The following is a 16,246-nucleotide window of genomic DNA, read 5'->3' as shown; positions in this document are numbered from 1 at the left end:
TGTACTTAAAAAGAAGCATAATTTAACCTCATCAGGGAAGGAACTTTCCTGATTTCAGCAGGAGTTCAAGCTCCTGCTGAAATGCCACGTAGTGGCAATGAGGTTATGAGCAAGTAGCGTAAGCGTATTGCGAATATTTAATTATAAGAGCCTCTTATTACCATCCATCGTAGGGTGGAAAATAAGGGGCAATCATTTTGGGGGTATACCTAAGACAAATATTTTAGAATCGAGAAAGGATAGGTTATATGAAGGTAGTTAAGCGTGATGGCAGGGTAACGGATTATGACAGAAATAAGATTTTAGTTGCAATTCGCAAAGCAAACGATGAGGTGGATCCTAAAGAAAAAATTACCGAGGATAAGATTGAAGCGATTATTCTAGGTATTGAACATCTTAAGAAGGATACGATGTATGTTGAAGAAATTCAAGATATGATTGAGCAAAAATTAATGGCAGAGCGTAAGTTTGTATTAGCAAAAACCTACATTATCTATCGTTTTCGCAGAGAGTTAGTAAGAAAAGCGAATACGACAGACGAGTCCATCATGAGTTTAATCAGACATAGCAATGAAGATGTTATGGAGGAAAACTCGAATAAAAATGCTGTCATTGCATCCACACAACGTGATTTAATCGCAGGTGAGGTATCGAAGGATTTAACAAAACGTCTGTTATTACCAGAAAAGATTACAAAAGCTCATGAGGAAGGAATTCTACATTTTCATGATGCAGATTATTTCCTTCAGTCCATATTTAACTGCTGTTTGATTAATATAAAGGATATGCTTGAAAATGGTACCGTAATGAATGCGAAGCTAATTGAAACTCCAAAGAGTTTTCAAGTTGCTTGTACCGTTATGACACAAATTATTTCTGCAGTAGCAAGTAGTCAGTATGGCGGACAGTCTGTAGACATTCGTCATCTTGGGAAGTATCTTCGTTATAGTATGGAAAAATATAGAAGACGCTATGAATCTTTGTTTAACGGCGAAGCTAGCGAAGAAGTAATTGGGAAATTTGTTCAGGAAAGAGTACAGGATGAACTTCGTTCCGGTGTTCAAACAATCCAATATCAGATTAATACTTTAATGACCACAAATGGTCAGTCTCCATTTGTTACTCTTTTCTTAAATCTTGATAAGGATGATGAGTACATTGAAGAAAATGCAATGATCATAGAAGAAATTCTTCGTCAGCGTTTGGAGGGAATTAAGAATGAGAAGGGAGTTTACATTACTCCAGCTTTCCCAAAATTAATCTATGTACTAGATGAACATAACTGCTTAAAGGGCGGTAAATACGATTATATTACAAAGCTTGCTGTAAAATGCTCCGCAAAGCGTCTCTATCCAGACTACATCTCTGCAAAGAAAATGCGTGAGAATTATGAAGGCAATGTATTCTCATGTATGGGATGCCGTAGTTTCCTATCTCCATGGAAGGGTGAAAATGGAGAATATAAATTTGAAGGACGCTTTAACCAAGGCGTTGTCAGTTTGAATCTTCCTCAGATTGGTATTATTGCAAATGGGGATGAGGAAAGTTTCTGGCAGCTTTTAGAGGAACGTTTAGCACTTTGTTTTGAAGCACTTATGTGCAGACATAGAGCATTGGAAGGTACCATATCTGATGTTAGCCCAATTCACTGGCAGTATGGTGCTATTGCAAGATTAAAAAAGGGTGAAACGATCGATAAATTATTACACGATGGTTATTCTACCATTTCTCTAGGTTACATTGGCTTATATGAAGTAACGAAGCTTATGAAAGGGGTAAGCCATACACAGAAAGAGGGAACAGAATTTGCACTTCGTATTATGAATCGCCTCAAAGATGCAGCGGATACCTGGAAGAAAGAGACCGGAATTGGTTTTGGACTATATGGAACTCCTGCGGAATCTCTTTGCTATCGTTTTGCAAGAATTGATAAAGAGCGTTTTGGTGAAATTAAGGACATCACAGATAAAGGTTATTATACAAACTCTTATCATGTGGATGTACGTGAAGATATTGATGCATTTAGCAAATTCACTTTCGAAAGCCAGTTCCAAGTAATCTCCAGTGGTGGTGCAATTTCTTATATAGAAGTTCCAAATATGCGTCATAACCTGGAAGCATTAGAAGAGATCGTGAAATTTATCTATGACAATATTCAATATGCAGAATTTAATACAAAATCAGACTATTGTCATATTTGTGGCTTTGATGGTGAGATTAAAATTAATGAGGACTTTGAATGGGAGTGCCCAAATTGCGGAAATAAAGACCATGCCAAGATGAATGTAACTCGTAGAACTTGTGGTTATTTGGGGGAAAATTTCTGGAACAAGGGTAAAACAAAAGAAATTAATGCAAGAGTACTTCATATTTAAAGGCTTGTTTTATAATGTACAATTAGTAAGAACAGAGTGATACACTCTGTTTTTATTAATTCATGACAAGTGAATTGGCTTGCAATTCATCTTGTTTGTAATCACTTAAAAATTAGCGTAATCGTATTGTAATTATGAATAAAATTTATTAAATTTGGGGTAGGTGACATCATGAATTATGCTACTATTAAGCCATTTGACGTGGCAAACGGTCCAGGAGTAAGAGTTTCTTTATTTGTAAGCGGCTGTACCCATCACTGTAAGGGTTGCTTTAATGAAGTTGCTTGGGATTTTCATTACGGAGAACCATTTACGGAAGAAGTGATCGAACATATTCTTACCTTATTAAAGCCAGAATATATTGCTGGATTATCTTTACTTGGTGGGGAACCGTTTGAATTAACGAATCAGCTTGGACTTCTTCCGCTATTACGAAGAGTAAAAGAAATGTATCCAACAAAAACTATCTGGTGCTATAGTGGATATCTATTAGATGCCGATATATTAGGTAAGATGGCTGTGAAACATGAAGAGACAAAAGAGATGTTATCTTACCTTGATGTGTTGGTGGATGGAAAATTTGTAGAGGAAAAGAAAAATATCAATCTTCGTTTCCGAGGTTCTGAGAACCAAAGAGTTATTATGGTGAAAGAATCGCTTCAGTCAGAAAAAATTATTTTATGGGATGGAGCTTCGAATGAATAAAATTTGGAACGGACTACGGTATGGAAATAAAAAGACCAAGGGATATATTCTAGCAACAATATTTTTGATATTATTCGGTAGTGTTAGTGTCGGATTTACAATAGACAAATGGTCACCGCTTTGGGGAATGAGTGCTATATTTTGCTTTATTGTTGCTTTTCTTTTTATTACCTCACTTTCGTTTCATAAAACAGGAAAACAAATCATAAAAAAAACACGCGAAGAACTTGCTCTAGGCGATGATTCTTCAGAAGAAGAGTTAGAGGAAGAGATAGAAGAAAATATATTTGAAAAATATGATGAAGAGACTGTAAAAGGTGTCTTTATTAAATATAAGGTAAATAAAGATCATAAACCTATTATAATCGATCTTTGTCAAAGTGAAAAAATTAGACAATGTCCTGCTTATATCTGGTCAGATAGAGGAGATTTAAATCTTTTATTATTTGAAGAAGAAACGAGAAAAATACGAATTCCATTATCTAAGGTTACAAAGATAACCTATGAGAAGGGAGTATTTGCAAATCCTCTACTTGACTACGAAGGATTTCAAAAACCATCATTTCTCAATTTTGTTTTTTCCTCCTATTTACCAACTCTTTATGAGGATTCGAAAGACGGAAGAAAGGTTTATCGTAAAAATTTGTACGTTCTTTCACCAGATATCAAAGTAACGAATACCTCCGTAAGAACCATAATGGATATGGTAAAACTAGACTTAAGTTATGAAGGTAGATTTGCCGATCCAAATATGCATAATCCATATTTTGAGAAAGCTTACTTATTGAGTATTATGCTAAGGGACGGAGTTATTACCGTTGTTGAATTTAAGGTGAGAATCAAAAAGCTGTTACAGCAGCTTTCAGAAGCGAATATTAGTAATGATGAATTTCATTTGTATATAAGACAGATGGTGGATTCAAGACTTATCACAAAAGAATATGCAGAGTATTATCTCTCTTATCGGAAATAGGTAGGTAAAACCTTTAGAGTAAATCTGAATGGTTGGGTTTGATTTTTGTATTATAAAAAAAATTAAATTTCATTCATTGTATAAGAAAAGATAATTTTAGTTCTTTATATTATATAAGAAAAGATAAGAAATTTAAGTGTTAATAAAAGGGAGGCTGAATCATTTTGGGACAAAATATACCGCAACCAGGGCAATTGTATCAACATTTTAAAGGAATGTTATATCAAATTATTACGGTAGCCAAACATTCCGAAACAGGGGAAGAGCTTGTGATTTATCAAGCACTTTATGGCGATTTTAAGACATATGCAAGGCCTCTTTCCATGTTTCTTAGTGAGGTAGATCATGAGAAATATCCGAATGTTTCGCAGCAATATCGTTTTACCCCAATATCAAGAGAAGAACTTGGTAACGATGCTAGACAGAATAAGGATACGGGTGAGACGAGTAAAGCTTTGGCGATGGATAATCAAAAGCAAGATGTAACAGCACAACATTTGAAAGATAGTGATAATTTAAATCTTGCAGTTAAGGAAGAACAAACAAAAACTGAAGAGGGTTTAAAAAAGGATGAACTGCATCCAGAAGCAAATCTTGATTTGATGGCGTTTCTTGATGCAAATGATTGTGCTGAGAAGCTTGAAATCTTATATAGCATGAAAAATAGGATTGATGAGAGAACGATGGGAAATATTGAGATTGCTCTTGATTTGCCAGTTAGTGAAGAAAGCATTGAAGAGCGTATTGACATAGTAAAAAATAAGTTACAAGTGATGGCAAAATATGAAAATAGACGTCTTAGATAGGAAGTCCTATGTATTAAAATGTGTCATTATGGATTGATACAATCAGCTGAAAATGGTTTTCATATATCAATTTGTAAAGTCAAAAAATCAGTCTATTAACACTAATGATAAATGACATTAATAATGCTTATAAGCGTTGATTTTACTAGAAAAAAGCATTAATTATTATACAGAAAGTTTTAAAAAAACTACTGTCTTTTTGTACATTTAACCGAAATTTTGTTACGGGGCCTGAAAGTGCGAAAAAGCTCTTGCCTTATTTTTTGGCTACGATATAATTAAATTGCAACAGCAAAAAAATGGTTGCCAAGAACGCAGGGTAAGGTGTTTGCACAAGGAGGATAATTAACATGAATAAGTTAGAACAACTTTATGAAGGTAAAGCCAAGAAAGTGTACAAAACCGACGTTGAGGATGTATTAATCGTGGATTACAAAGATGATGCAACCGCATTCAACGGTGAGAAGAGAGGAACTATTGTAGGAAAAGGCGTTATTAATAATAGAATGTCTAACTACATAATGAAACAGTTAGAAAAAGAAGGCGTGCCAACTCATTATATCGAAGAGTTAAGTGATAGAGAGACCGCTGTAAAGAAAGTTCAGATTGTTCCACTTGAAGTTATTATCCGTAACGTATCCGCAGGAAGTTTTGCGAAGAAGTTAGGAATAGAAGAGGGTAGAAAATTGTTATGTCCTACCTTGGAGTTTTCCTATAAAGACGATTCACTTGGCGATCCAATGATTAATTCTTCTTACGCAAAGGCACTTGGACTTGCAACACAGGAAGAGATTGATACGATTTCTAAGTATGCATATAAAGTCAATGAAGTAATGATAAAGTATTTTGAAAGCATTGGCATTGAGTTGATTGATTTTAAGATTGAATTTGGTAGGTATCATGATCAAATCATTCTTGCAGATGAGATTTCTCCAGATACTTGTCGTTTATGGGATATAAAGACCCGTGAAAAATTAGATAAGGATCGTTTCCGTAGAGATCTTGGAAATGTAGAGGACGCTTATCAGGAAGTATTTAAAAGACTTGGAATTGAATAATATTTTACAATGAAGTAAAAGGGGGTTGACGCTAGAATAAGCGACATCCCCTTTTGTTGCTCATTTTCACGGCAATTACAGCAGATTATCATTAGAAAGGATAAGGCAATGGAAAATAGAATCAATGATTTTATTTCAGAAGAAATCCATGAAGAGTGCGGCGTTTTTGGCGTCTATAATATGGTTGGTGAAGATGTCGCTGATTCGATTTATTACGGCCTTTTCGCATTACAGCATCGTGGACAGGAAAGCTGCGGTATTGCGGTTAGTGATACCTTAGGACCTAAGGGTAGAGTTTCTTCGATGAAGGGTATGGGGCTAGTGAATGAAGTTTTTACACCGGAAGGCTTGGAAACACTTCGCGGAGACATCGGTGTTGGTCATGTTCGGTATTCTACTGCGGGAGCAAGTAATATCGCTAATACACAACCGCTTGTATTAAATTATGTAAAAGGTACCTTAGCACTTGCTCATAATGGGAATATTGTGAATGCACCTGAGTTAAGAGAAGAGTTAGAATATACTGGAGCAATCTTTCAAACAACGATTGATTCTGAAGTTATTGCATATCATATAGCTAGAGAGCGATTAAAGACAGCGAATGTAGAAGGTGCTGTTAAGAATGCAATGATGAAGATAAAAGGTTCCTATTCCTTGATTGTTATGAGTCCTAGAAAACTAATTGGGGCAAGAGATCCTTTTGGATTTCGACCTCTTTGTATCGGAAAGAGAGAGAATACGTTTATTCTTGCAAGTGAGAGTTGCGCTCTTGATGCTGTGAATGCAACATTTATTCGCGATGTCTTACCAGGTGAAATTGTAACAATTACAAAAGACGGAATTTTATCAGATACATCTATGTGCCAACCAAAAAAGGCAAAGTGTATCTTTGAATATATTTATTTTGCAAGACCAGATAGTAAGATTGATAATATAAGTGTTTATAATAGTAGAATTATGGCTGGACGTATCTTAGCACAGGAGCATCCTGTGGAAGCTGACTTAGTGGTAGGTGTTCCGGACTCAGGAAATGCAGCTGCAATGGGCTTTGCTATGGAAACAGGAATACCGTATGGCATGGCATTTGTGAAGAACAGTTATGTCGGACGAACCTTTATTAAACCCAAACAAGTAATGCGTGAGTCCAGTGTACGGATTAAGTTAAATGTGCCCTCTGACGCAGTGAAATGTAAAAGAGTCGTTATGATTGATGATTCGATGGTACGCGGCACTACTTGTGCTAGAATTGTCGGAATGTTAAAAGCAGCAGGAGCAACGGAGGTACATGTTAGAATCAGTTCCCCACCGTTTTTATATCCATGCTATTTTGGTACTGATGTGCCATCGGACGATCAATTAATTGCGCATAATAATACCGTAGAACAGATTCGTAAGATTATTGATGCGGATTCTTTAGGGTATTTATCTGTGAATCGCCTTAGTGAATTAATTGATGGGGATTTAGGATATTGTGACGCATGTTTTACGGGGCATTATCCAATTGAACCTCCTAAGGAAGATATCCGTGGAGAATATGAAGTGTAAGAAGTTTTTCTTTATGATAATGATAGAAGAATATTGTAAGAAGTTTTTTTTATGACAATGATAGAAGAATTATGTTAAATAAGAGATAGGAAAGGTTGGGTTACAATGAGTCAAGATAACTATGTAAGTCCGTTGTCAGAACGTTATGCAAGTAAGGAAATGCAATATATATTTTCACCAGATATGAAATTTCGTACCTGGAGAAAACTTTGGATTGCATTAGCAGAAGCTGAGCACGATCTTGGGCTACCAGTGACAAGAGAACAGGTAGAAGAGTTAAAAGCACATCAGGATGATATTAATTATGAAGTGGCAAAGATAAGAGAACGTTTGGTTCGCCATGATGTAATGTCACACGTATATGCATATGGTGCTCAATGTCCTAATGCAAAAGGAATTATTCACCTTGGTGCAACGTCCTGCTATGTTGGTGATAATACCGATATGATTGTTATGACAGAAGGCTTAAAATTAGTTAAGAAAAAGTTGGTTTGCGTAATGGAAGAACTTTCGAAATTCGCTATGAAATATCGTGATCTCCCAACACTTGCTTTTACCCATTTCCAACCGGCACAACCAACAACCGTAGGAAAAAGAGCCACTTTATGGTTACAAGAGTTAGTTCTTGATATGGAAGATCTTGAGCATACCCTATCTTGTATGAAATTACTTGGCTCCAAAGGGACTACAGGGACTCAAGCAAGCTTTTTAGAATTATTTGATGGTGATCATGAGAAGATAAAGAAATTAGATGCCTTGATTGCGGAAAAGATGGGATTTAAGGAGTGTTTTGCAGTATCCGGTCAAACTTATTCAAGAAAAGTAGATACCAGAGTTTTAAATGTGCTTGCAGGAATTGCAGCAAGCGCTCATAAGTTTAGCAATGATATTCGCTTGCTTCAACACTTAAAGGAAATTGAAGAACCATTTGAGAAGAATCAGATTGGATCTTCTGCTATGGCATATAAGAGAAATCCTATGAGAAGTGAACGTATCGCCTCTCTTGCTCGTTACGTTTTAGTGGATGCATTAAATCCAGCGATTACTTCCGCTACACAGTGGTTTGAAAGGACCTTAGACGATTCTGCAAATAAACGATTAAGTGTACCAGAAGCATTCCTTGCAATCGATGGTATTCTTGACTTATATATGAATGTGGTGGATGGCTTGGTAGTTTATCCAAAGGTAATTGAAAAACGCTTAATGTCAGAGCTTCCATTCATGGCGACAGAAAATATTATGATGGATGCTGTAAAGGCGGGGGGAGACCGCCAAGAACTACATGAAAGAATCCGTACTCTTAGTATGGAAGCAGGCCGTAATGTAAAAGAACTTGGACTTGAGAATAATCTGTTAGAATTAATTGCAGAGGATCCGGCTTTTCATATGACCTTAGAGGACTTAAAGAAGGTAATGGAACCATCGAGATATACAGGAAGAGCGAAAGAACAGACCGAAGAATTTATAGAATCAGTGATTCATCCAATCCTTGTGGAGAACAAAGAATTACTTGGATTTAAGGCAGAAATTAATGTATAGCAACGTTAGACTACAAAAAGAATTTGTAATAGACCACCCAGTAGTAGCATATAATAGGCTATTGGGTGGTGATTTTTTAATGCGAATAGAGATTTTTACAAATGATGCACTAAAGGAAAAGGTGCAGGACTATTCACGGTGGCAGACACTCAATGGGGATTATGTAGAAATAGCAACGGTTGGTAATACTTATATCGAACGTTGTCTCGATATGTTGGCTCAGTTTTCCCAGAAGTATCCCAATCATCCTAATTACGATATTTGGGAATGTTATATTCAACATTTTGAAGAGGAGTTATTTTCAAGAAAGATAAGCTTTGTTAGCACCTAAAGTGCTACATAGGATACGTTACACGCTGAATTAGCAGGAAGGTTGTGGGGAACCATTCCTGCGGTCAGCTAGAAATAGACTTTAATAATTCGTTTAATGAAAATTCAAAACGGATGTCGTCCTGGGCAGTCCGTTTTTTATTATTCTTGCATCGGAGATTTTGCTTCCCATGACGGCGTTGTTCTTTTGCGATATGACGTTCAAATAGCATTTGATTGATGTTTTCATTTGTATAAATCTTACCGCTTGGATGCAAAGCTTTTGCCTTTTTACCAAGTGCCATTGCTGCAACTCCATAATCCTGAGTAACCACAATATCGTCCGGATTTGTTTGATTTAATAATGCAAAATCAACAGCATCGGGTGCTTTGCTCACCGTAATTATTTTGCTATAGTCAGAGTATAGTACATGACTAGTATCAATAAACATGATAACTTCAATTTGATGTTCTTTTGCTACTTGTTCAATGATTCCTTTCACTGGGCATGCATCCGCATCTACTACAATTTTCATAGCACCTCCTTAATTCCATTTCTTTTTGTATTATTATCCCCAATTCTATATATTTTTTTATTGAGCAGGGAAAAATAAAATTCCTTTTAACCTTTCTTCCAATATAGTATAATATACGATGATAGAGTAGACAACATGAGTAATTAATTTGTCTTGATATAAAATAAGAATTTGAAGCAAAATTTCTTGAAAACTTAGAGCAAGATTTATTGAAAGCTTATATGGTGAAGGAGGTAGCGATGAGTGAGATAGAAGTAGGGTATCAAAAACTTGTAACAAGCCAAAGAGAATTTTTCCGTACTGGAAAGACGAAACAAGTAGAATTTCGAATTCAAGCACTAAGGAAACTTCAGTCTGAGATTAAAAATCGAGAAGTAGAAATAATGGAGGCTTTAAAGAAGGATCTTAATAAATCAAGTTTTGAATCTTATATGACAGAAATCGGTATGGTACTTGATGAGATCCGTCATTGTATTGCACATGTGCCAAAATGGGCCAAACCAAAGAGTGTTAGAACACCACTTGCGCAATTTCCTTCGAAGAGCTTTACCATATCAGAACCATATGGTGTTGTATTAATTATGTCTCCTTGGAATTATCCATTTCAATTATGCATAGAACCACTAATTGGTGCTATTGCAGCAGGAAACTGTGCAGTTTTAAAGCCATCCGCATATGCAGCAGAAACATCGAAAGTAATCAACACCTTAATTCGTGCTTGTTTTCCAAAGGAGTATGTTACGGTAATCGAAGGTGGTAGAAAAGAGAATCAGGGGTTACTTGCTACGGAGTTTGATTATATCTTCTTTACCGGTGGTGTCGAAGTTGGAAGGCTCGTCATGGAGGCGGCAGCCAAATTTTTAACTCCGGTGTCATTAGAGCTTGGAGGTAAGAGCCCTTGTATTATTGAAAAGTCAGCAGATATCAACCTTGCAGCGAAACGTGTTGCTTTTGGAAAATATCTCAATGCTGGCCAGACATGTGTCGCACCTGACTATGTTTTCGTACAGAAAGAAGTGGAAGAGGAATTTTTAAAGAAATTAGGAATGTGGATACACAAATTCTTTGGAGAAGAGCCACTAAAGAATGAAAATCTTCCAAAAATAATTAATGAACATCATTATCATAGATTACTTTCTCTCCTTGAGGGAGAAGATATCATTATCGGAGGGAAGGGACAGGATAATATAAGAAAAATCGAGCCAACGGTACTGAAACGTGTATCAACAGATGCCAATGTAATGAAAGAAGAAATTTTTGGACCAATCCTTCCTGTTCTAACCTACCAGAAAATAGAGGAAGTAATAGAGTATGTTACAGCACATCCAAAGCCATTGGCGTGCTATTTATTTACAACGAATGTGCAGATAGAAAAGAAAGTATTAAAGCACATCTCTTTTGGTGGTGGATGTGTCAACGATACCATTATCCATCTTGCAACACCTTATATGGGATTTGGTGGTGTTGGTGCTAGTGGCATGGGAAGTTATCATGGATTTGAAAGTTTTCGCACGTTTAGTCATAGTAAGAGTATTGTGAAAAAAGCAAATTGGCTTGATCTTCCGATGAGATATCATCCATATACAGAGAAGAATTTGAAAATGATTCGTAAATTCTTAAAATAAGGAGTGGTCCTATGGCAAAAGCCAATCTGGAATACTATAAAATATTTTATTATGTTGCCAAAGAAGGTAGTATTTCTTTAGCTGCTAAACGGGTATGCATCTCGCAGCCTGCAGTTAGTCAGGCAATAAAGCAATTAGAATCTGTACTAAACTGTCAACTTTTTATTCGAGTACCAAAAGGAATGCGATTAACAAAGGAAGGAGAGGTTTTGTACCAGTGCGTTAGAGAAGGGTATGAACTTATCTTAAAAGGTGAAGAGCGTTTGGATCGAATGTTAAATCTTGAGTCTGGAGAAATCAGAATTGGAGCTTCTGATATGACATTGCAATACTATTTGCTACCATATTTAGAAGAGTTTCATATTCAATACCCTAAGATTAAGGTGACTGTAACCAACGGACCTACTCCGGAGACGCTTGCACTCCTAAAGGATGGGCAAATAGATTTTGGTATCGTAAGTGAGCCATTTTCGCTATCGGAAGACTATAGTGTGATAAGGGTCAAAGAAATCAAAGATATCTTTGTAGCTGGAAAACGATTCGATTATCTAAGGAATCAAACCATGGATTACGAAGAGCTAGCAGGTCTCCCTGTTATATGCTTAGAGAATGATACTAGTACGAGGCGATATGTAGATGAGTACTTAAGTTCTCATGGCGTTGTTTTATCTCCAGAGTTTGAATTGGCAACGAGTGATATGATAGTGCAGTTTGCAAAAAGAAGCCTAGGAATAGGATTAGTAGTAGAGGATTTTGCAACGGAATTGATAAAGCAAGGGGAATTATTTGAGGTGAAATTAAAGACAGATATTCCAAGCAGACATTTTTGTGTCGTTGAAAATCAAAGGTTTGCACACTCTACTGCTTCTAGGAAGCTTCTTGCATTACTAAAGGAAAGTCAGTATAATAAAATATAGTACTTACCAAAGACAGATTAAGAAAGAATTTAAGTTGTAATTCTTAGCAAGATTAAGTTCGCGAAGCGTGCTTTTACTTGTTTATTATTGTTTAGGGTAAGATAGGTGAAACAGGTTTCTGAAAATATTACGAAATAGAACACCAGAAAGGATAAGAAGATGAAAGAGAAAAAAAGTGTTGAGAACTTGAAAAACAAAGAATCCAACAAGAATGCTTGGTTAAAGTATACGGATGCAGATTTAAAAAAAGTTGAGAAATTAAGTGAAGGTTATAAAGAATTTATCTCTGATTGTAAGACAGAGCGTGAATGTGCATTAGAAGTAATCCGTCAGGCTGAAAAAGAAGGATACAAGGATTTAATGACATTAACAAAAGTTAAGCCTGGTGATAAGGTTTACTTTAATAACATGGATAAAGCTGTGGCATTATTCCTAGTTGGTAGTGAGCCTCTAGAAAAAGGTATGAAGTTACTTGGAGCTCATATCGACTCTCCACGTATTGACTTAAAGCAGGTTCCATTGTATGAAGATACTGAGATGGCTTTATTTGATACTCACTACTACGGTGGTATTAAGAAATATCAGTGGGTAACCTTACCACTTGCAATCCACGGTGTTGTTGTTAAGAAAGATGGAACAAAAGTAAATATCGTAATTGGTGAAAAAGACAGTGATCCAGTGGTTGGTATTACTGATTTACTAGTTCATCTATCTGCAGAACAGATGGAAAAGAAGGCTGCTAAGGTAGTAGAAGGAGAGGACTTAAATGTTCTTATCGGTAGCCAGCCATTAAAAGGGGAAGAAAAAGAAGCTGTAAAAGGTAATATGCTAAAACTGTTAAAAGAGTTTTATGATATTGAAGAGGCAGATTTCTTATCCGCTGAGTTGGAGGTTGTTCCTGCTGGTAAGGCACGTGACTTTGGTATTGACCGAAGCATGGTGATGGGATATGGACAAGACGATAGAGTTTGCTCTTACACTTCCATGAAAGCGTTATTTGAACTTGATAAAATAGACCGTACTGCAGTTTGCTTATTAGTTGATAAGGAAGAGGTTGGAAGCATCGGTGCAACTGGTATGCATTCCAAATTCTTTGAAAATGCAGTTGCTGAATTAATGGATAAGATGGGTGAATATTCTGAGCTTAAATTAAGAAGAGCATTCCAGAATTCCCACATGCTTTCTTCTGACGTAAGTGCAGCATTTGATCCTAACTATCCATCCGTTATGGAGAAGAAAAACTCTGCATATTTTGGAAGAGGAATCGTATTTAATAAATACACAGGAGCTAGAGGAAAATCTGGTTGTAACGATGCAAACCCAGAGTTTATTGCAGCTTTACGTGCAGCTATGGAAAAACATGACGTTAACTTCCAAACCTCAGAGCTTGGTAAAGTAGACCAGGGTGGCGGCGGAACAATCGCTTATATTATGGCTCAATATAACATGGAAGTAATCGATAGTGGTGTAGCAGTATTGAATATGCATGCTCCATGGGAGATTACAAGTAAAGCAGATATCTACGAAGCGATGAGAGGATATGAGGCTTTCCTACGTGAGATGTAAGTGTGAAGTGTGAAGAGAATTTCTAAGGCACCAAAAGACGCTGCCTAAGAAATACTAAAACTTCCGGCCTACTGAGCGGGCATGGTTTCATGTTTAAAGAGTTGAGAGAAAAGCACTTTTAACCTTGGGGCTGTGAAATAGCCGGATATGCAGGCATATCCGGCTGATTTATTCGTATATAAAAATGATAAGGTTAGAATGGAGTTTATATGTCAGTAACAATTAAGATAAAAAAAGTAAGAGAGAATGCCATGTTACCAACAAGAGGAAGCGTGGAGGCGGCAGGATATGATTTATATGCGTGCTTAGACACTGATGTTTGTGAAATAAAGCCACATGAAACAGTGAAAATAGGTACAGGGTTGGCAATTGAAATTCCTGCTGGATATTTTGGTGGTATCTTTGCTCGAAGTGGAATTGCAGCTAAAAACGGATTACGCCCAGCAAATTGTGTTGGTGTTGCAGATAGTGATTATCGTGGTGAGTATATTATCGCACTTCATAATGATTCTGAAATGATACAAACGATTACTAACCATGAACGTATTGCGCAACTCGTTGTTTTACCATATTTATCTGTTGATTTTGCAGAGGTTGAAGAGTTATCGGATACTGTACGCGGTGATGGCGGATTTGGTAGTACTGGGACAAAGTAACAAAAAGTTAAAAATGTATAATTATCATTTATATGAAATATAATAAACATTGATTTTATTTATGTATTAGGCTGCTGTATAATACAAAAGTAATAGGGCATTGTAGCATAACTGTTACAATGCCTTTTTTATCTTGTTTTTGAAGTTAATCTTAAGGAGGAACAATATTATGGTAAAAGCAATTGTCGGTGCTAACTGGGGAGATGAAGGAAAAGGTAAGATAACAGATATGCTAGGTGAGGAATCTGATATCATCGTTCGTTATCAAGGTGGTAGTAATGCAGGACATACCATTATTAATCAGTATGGTAAGTTCGCACTTCACTTACTTCCTTCTGGAGTATTTTATGACCATACTACCTGCATCATTGGAAACGGAGTTGCTTTGAATATTCCTTACTTATTGGAAGAGATAAAATCAATTGTTGATCAAGGTGTTCCAATGCCTAAGATTTTAGTTTCTGATCGTGCCCAGATTATGATGCCTTACCATATACTGTTCGATCAATACGAAGAAGAAAGACTTGGTGGAAAATCTTTTGGCTCTACAAAGTCCGGTATTGCTCCATTTTATTCTGACAAATATGCAAAGATAGGTTTTCAAGTATCTGAATTATTTGATGAAGAGGTGCTAAAAGAAAAAGTGGAACATGTCTGTGAGATGAAAAATATCTTATTAGAGCATATGTATCACAAGCCATTAATTGATAAGAGCGAACTTTACCAGACATTAATGGAATATCGGAATATGGTTGCTCCTTATGTCGCAGATGTTTCAGCTTATTTACATGAAGCAATAAAGGAAGGTAAGAATATCTTATTAGAGGGACAGCTTGGAGCCTTAAAAGATCCTGACTTTGGTATCTACCCAATGGTAACATCCTCTTCTACCTTAGCAGCATATGGTGCAATCGGTGCAGGAATTCCCCCTTATGAAATTAAAGAAATCGTCACTGTTGTAAAGGCGTATTCTTCTGCGGTTGGCGCTGGTGAATTTGTTAGTGAAATCTTCGGTGAAGAGGCAGACGAATTAAGAAAACGTGGTGGTGACGGTGGTGAATATGGTGCAACCACAGGTAGACCAAGGCGTATGGGCTGGTTTGATGCAGTCGCAAGTAGATATGGATGTAGAATGCAGGGGGCAACCGAGGTAGCGTTAACGGTATTAGATGTTCTTGGCTACTTAAAAGAATTACCAGTTTGTGTTGGTTATGAAATCGATGGAGTAATAACGAAAGATTTCCCTACTACAGTAAAGCTTAAGAAAGCAAAACCAGTATACGAAGTACTTCCAGGTTGGGAATGTGATATCAAGGGAATTAAAATGTATGAAGAGCTCCCGGAAAATTGCAGAAAGTATATTGAATTTATTGAAAAAGAACTTGAAGTACCAGTTACCTTAGTTTCTAATGGTCCTGGGCGTGATGATGTTATTCGTAGAAAGTAAATACATGACAAGGAAAAGTTCGCGAAATGTGCTTTTTCTTGCTGAATGAAACGAGAGGAATAAAGACAAGACAAGGTATCGTACTTAACTAAAACGGGTTAAAATACAGAATTAAAAAGGGACTTAAACGGAAAATGAGGTGACCCCTAAAAGTTAGACTTTATGGCGAGGTGGATTTTCCACTTCGCC

Annotated in this window: 14 protein-coding genes; 13 read left to right on the top strand and 1 reads right to left on the bottom strand. The window is 36.5% G+C overall.

Features of this window, described 5'->3' with window-relative positions:
• The first annotated feature begins 248 nt into the window (after window positions 1–248).
• From nrdD to RTP52_RS15030, 8 genes are all read left to right on the top strand, one after another.
• Window positions 249–2,375, top strand: a complete 2,127-nt coding sequence (nrdD, locus tag RTP52_RS15065; protein ID WP_312372262.1) for an anaerobic ribonucleoside-triphosphate reductase — start codon at window positions 249–251, stop codon at window positions 2,373–2,375.
• Window positions 2,376–2,546: 171 nt separating this feature from the next.
• The gene (nrdG, locus tag RTP52_RS15060; protein WP_312102384.1) at window positions 2,547–3,080 is read left to right on the top strand and encodes an anaerobic ribonucleoside-triphosphate reductase activating protein; all 534 of its coding nucleotides are present in this window, start codon (window positions 2,547–2,549) and stop codon (window positions 3,078–3,080) included.
• The gene (locus tag RTP52_RS15055) at window positions 3,073–4,053 is read left to right on the top strand and encodes a hypothetical protein (protein WP_312372261.1); all 981 of its coding nucleotides are present in this window, start codon (window positions 3,073–3,075) and stop codon (window positions 4,051–4,053) included. Before nrdG ends, RTP52_RS15055 begins: the two co-directional genes overlap by 8 nt.
• Before the next feature lie 215 nt (window positions 4,054–4,268).
• Complete coding sequence (locus RTP52_RS15050; RefSeq protein WP_442913541.1) at window positions 4,269–4,859, top strand: DUF1653 domain-containing protein; 591 nt, start codon at window positions 4,269–4,271, stop codon at window positions 4,857–4,859.
• A 350-nt stretch (window positions 4,860–5,209) separates the two neighbouring features.
• Window positions 5,210–5,917, top strand: coding sequence for a phosphoribosylaminoimidazolesuccinocarboxamide synthase (purC, locus tag RTP52_RS15045; protein WP_312105243.1), 708 nt, complete (start codon window positions 5,210–5,212; stop codon window positions 5,915–5,917).
• A 108-nt stretch (window positions 5,918–6,025) separates the two neighbouring features.
• On the top strand, window positions 6,026–7,462 hold the full coding sequence (gene purF, locus RTP52_RS15040) for an amidophosphoribosyltransferase (protein ID WP_312372259.1): 1,437 nt from the start codon (window positions 6,026–6,028) through the stop codon (window positions 7,460–7,462).
• Between the two features lie 105 nt (window positions 7,463–7,567).
• On the top strand, window positions 7,568–9,001 hold the full coding sequence (purB, locus tag RTP52_RS15035) for an adenylosuccinate lyase (RefSeq protein WP_312372258.1): 1,434 nt from the start codon (window positions 7,568–7,570) through the stop codon (window positions 8,999–9,001).
• Complete coding sequence (locus RTP52_RS15030) at window positions 8,994–9,332, top strand: hypothetical protein (RefSeq protein WP_312372256.1); 339 nt, start codon at window positions 8,994–8,996, stop codon at window positions 9,330–9,332. The genes purB and RTP52_RS15030 overlap by 8 nt, the downstream gene beginning before the upstream one ends.
• Before the next feature lie 64 nt (window positions 9,333–9,396).
• Here the strand turns inward: RTP52_RS15030 and RTP52_RS15025 are convergent, their stop codons facing one another.
• Window positions 9,397–9,846: a YaiI/YqxD family protein gene (locus tag RTP52_RS15025; protein WP_312372255.1), complete on the bottom strand. Its 450-nt coding sequence runs from the start codon at window positions 9,844–9,846 to the stop codon at window positions 9,397–9,399.
• 239 nt (window positions 9,847–10,085) lie between these two features.
• Between RTP52_RS15025 and RTP52_RS15020 the strand changes: the two genes are divergently transcribed.
• From RTP52_RS15020 to RTP52_RS15000, 5 genes are all read left to right on the top strand, one after another.
• Window positions 10,086–11,471 carry an aldehyde dehydrogenase gene (locus RTP52_RS15020; RefSeq protein ID WP_312372254.1) on the top strand — a complete coding sequence of 462 codons (1,386 nt, stop codon included), beginning with the start codon at window positions 10,086–10,088 and terminating at the stop codon, window positions 11,469–11,471.
• An 11-nt stretch (window positions 11,472–11,482) separates the two neighbouring features.
• Entirely contained in the window at window positions 11,483–12,388 is a 906-nt protein-coding gene (locus RTP52_RS15015; RefSeq protein WP_312372252.1) for a LysR family transcriptional regulator, read from the top strand.
• Window positions 12,389–12,547: 159 nt separating this feature from the next.
• Complete coding sequence (locus tag RTP52_RS15010) at window positions 12,548–13,954, top strand: aminopeptidase (RefSeq protein WP_312105226.1); 1,407 nt, start codon at window positions 12,548–12,550, stop codon at window positions 13,952–13,954.
• A gap of 209 nt (window positions 13,955–14,163) precedes the next feature.
• Window positions 14,164–14,610 carry a dUTP diphosphatase gene (dut, locus tag RTP52_RS15005; protein WP_312372250.1) on the top strand — a complete coding sequence of 149 codons (447 nt, stop codon included), beginning with the start codon at window positions 14,164–14,166 and terminating at the stop codon, window positions 14,608–14,610.
• A gap of 169 nt (window positions 14,611–14,779) precedes the next feature.
• Entirely contained in the window at window positions 14,780–16,057 is a 1,278-nt protein-coding gene (locus RTP52_RS15000; protein ID WP_312105222.1) for an adenylosuccinate synthase, read from the top strand.
• Window positions 16,058–16,246: the final 189 nt, after the last annotated feature.

Origin of the sequence: Lachnoclostridium sp. (assembly GCF_031997925.1) — a bacterium.
GTDB lineage: Bacteria > Bacillota > Clostridia > Lachnospirales > Lachnospiraceae > Lachnoclostridium.
Note: the sequence above shows the minus strand (reverse complement) of the source record. Positions and strands in the feature narration are given on the sequence as shown.

Coding starts and splice junctions, on each gene's coding strand:
- nrdD (WP_312372262.1), top strand. CDS start 249: ATGAAGGTAGTTAAGCGTGATGGCAGGGTAACGGATTATGACAGAAAT.
- nrdG (WP_312102384.1), top strand. CDS start 2,547: ATGAATTATGCTACTATTAAGCCATTTGACGTGGCAAACGGTCCAGGA.
- RTP52_RS15055 (WP_312372261.1), top strand. CDS start 3,073: ATGAATAAAATTTGGAACGGACTACGGTATGGAAATAAAAAGACCAAG.
- RTP52_RS15050 (WP_442913541.1), top strand. CDS start 4,269: ATGTTATATCAAATTATTACGGTAGCCAAACATTCCGAAACAGGGGAA.
- purC (WP_312105243.1), top strand. CDS start 5,210: ATGAATAAGTTAGAACAACTTTATGAAGGTAAAGCCAAGAAAGTGTAC.
- purF (WP_312372259.1), top strand. CDS start 6,026: ATGGAAAATAGAATCAATGATTTTATTTCAGAAGAAATCCATGAAGAG.
- purB (WP_312372258.1), top strand. CDS start 7,568: ATGAGTCAAGATAACTATGTAAGTCCGTTGTCAGAACGTTATGCAAGT.
- RTP52_RS15030 (WP_312372256.1), top strand. CDS start 8,994: ATGTATAGCAACGTTAGACTACAAAAAGAATTTGTAATAGACCACCCA.
- RTP52_RS15025 (WP_312372255.1), bottom strand. CDS start 9,846: ATGAAAATTGTAGTAGATGCGGATGCATGCCCAGTGAAAGGAATCATT.
- RTP52_RS15020 (WP_312372254.1), top strand. CDS start 10,086: ATGAGTGAGATAGAAGTAGGGTATCAAAAACTTGTAACAAGCCAAAGA.
- RTP52_RS15015 (WP_312372252.1), top strand. CDS start 11,483: ATGGCAAAAGCCAATCTGGAATACTATAAAATATTTTATTATGTTGCC.
- RTP52_RS15010 (WP_312105226.1), top strand. CDS start 12,548: ATGAAAGAGAAAAAAAGTGTTGAGAACTTGAAAAACAAAGAATCCAAC.
- dut (WP_312372250.1), top strand. CDS start 14,164: ATGTCAGTAACAATTAAGATAAAAAAAGTAAGAGAGAATGCCATGTTA.
- RTP52_RS15000 (WP_312105222.1), top strand. CDS start 14,780: ATGGTAAAAGCAATTGTCGGTGCTAACTGGGGAGATGAAGGAAAAGGT.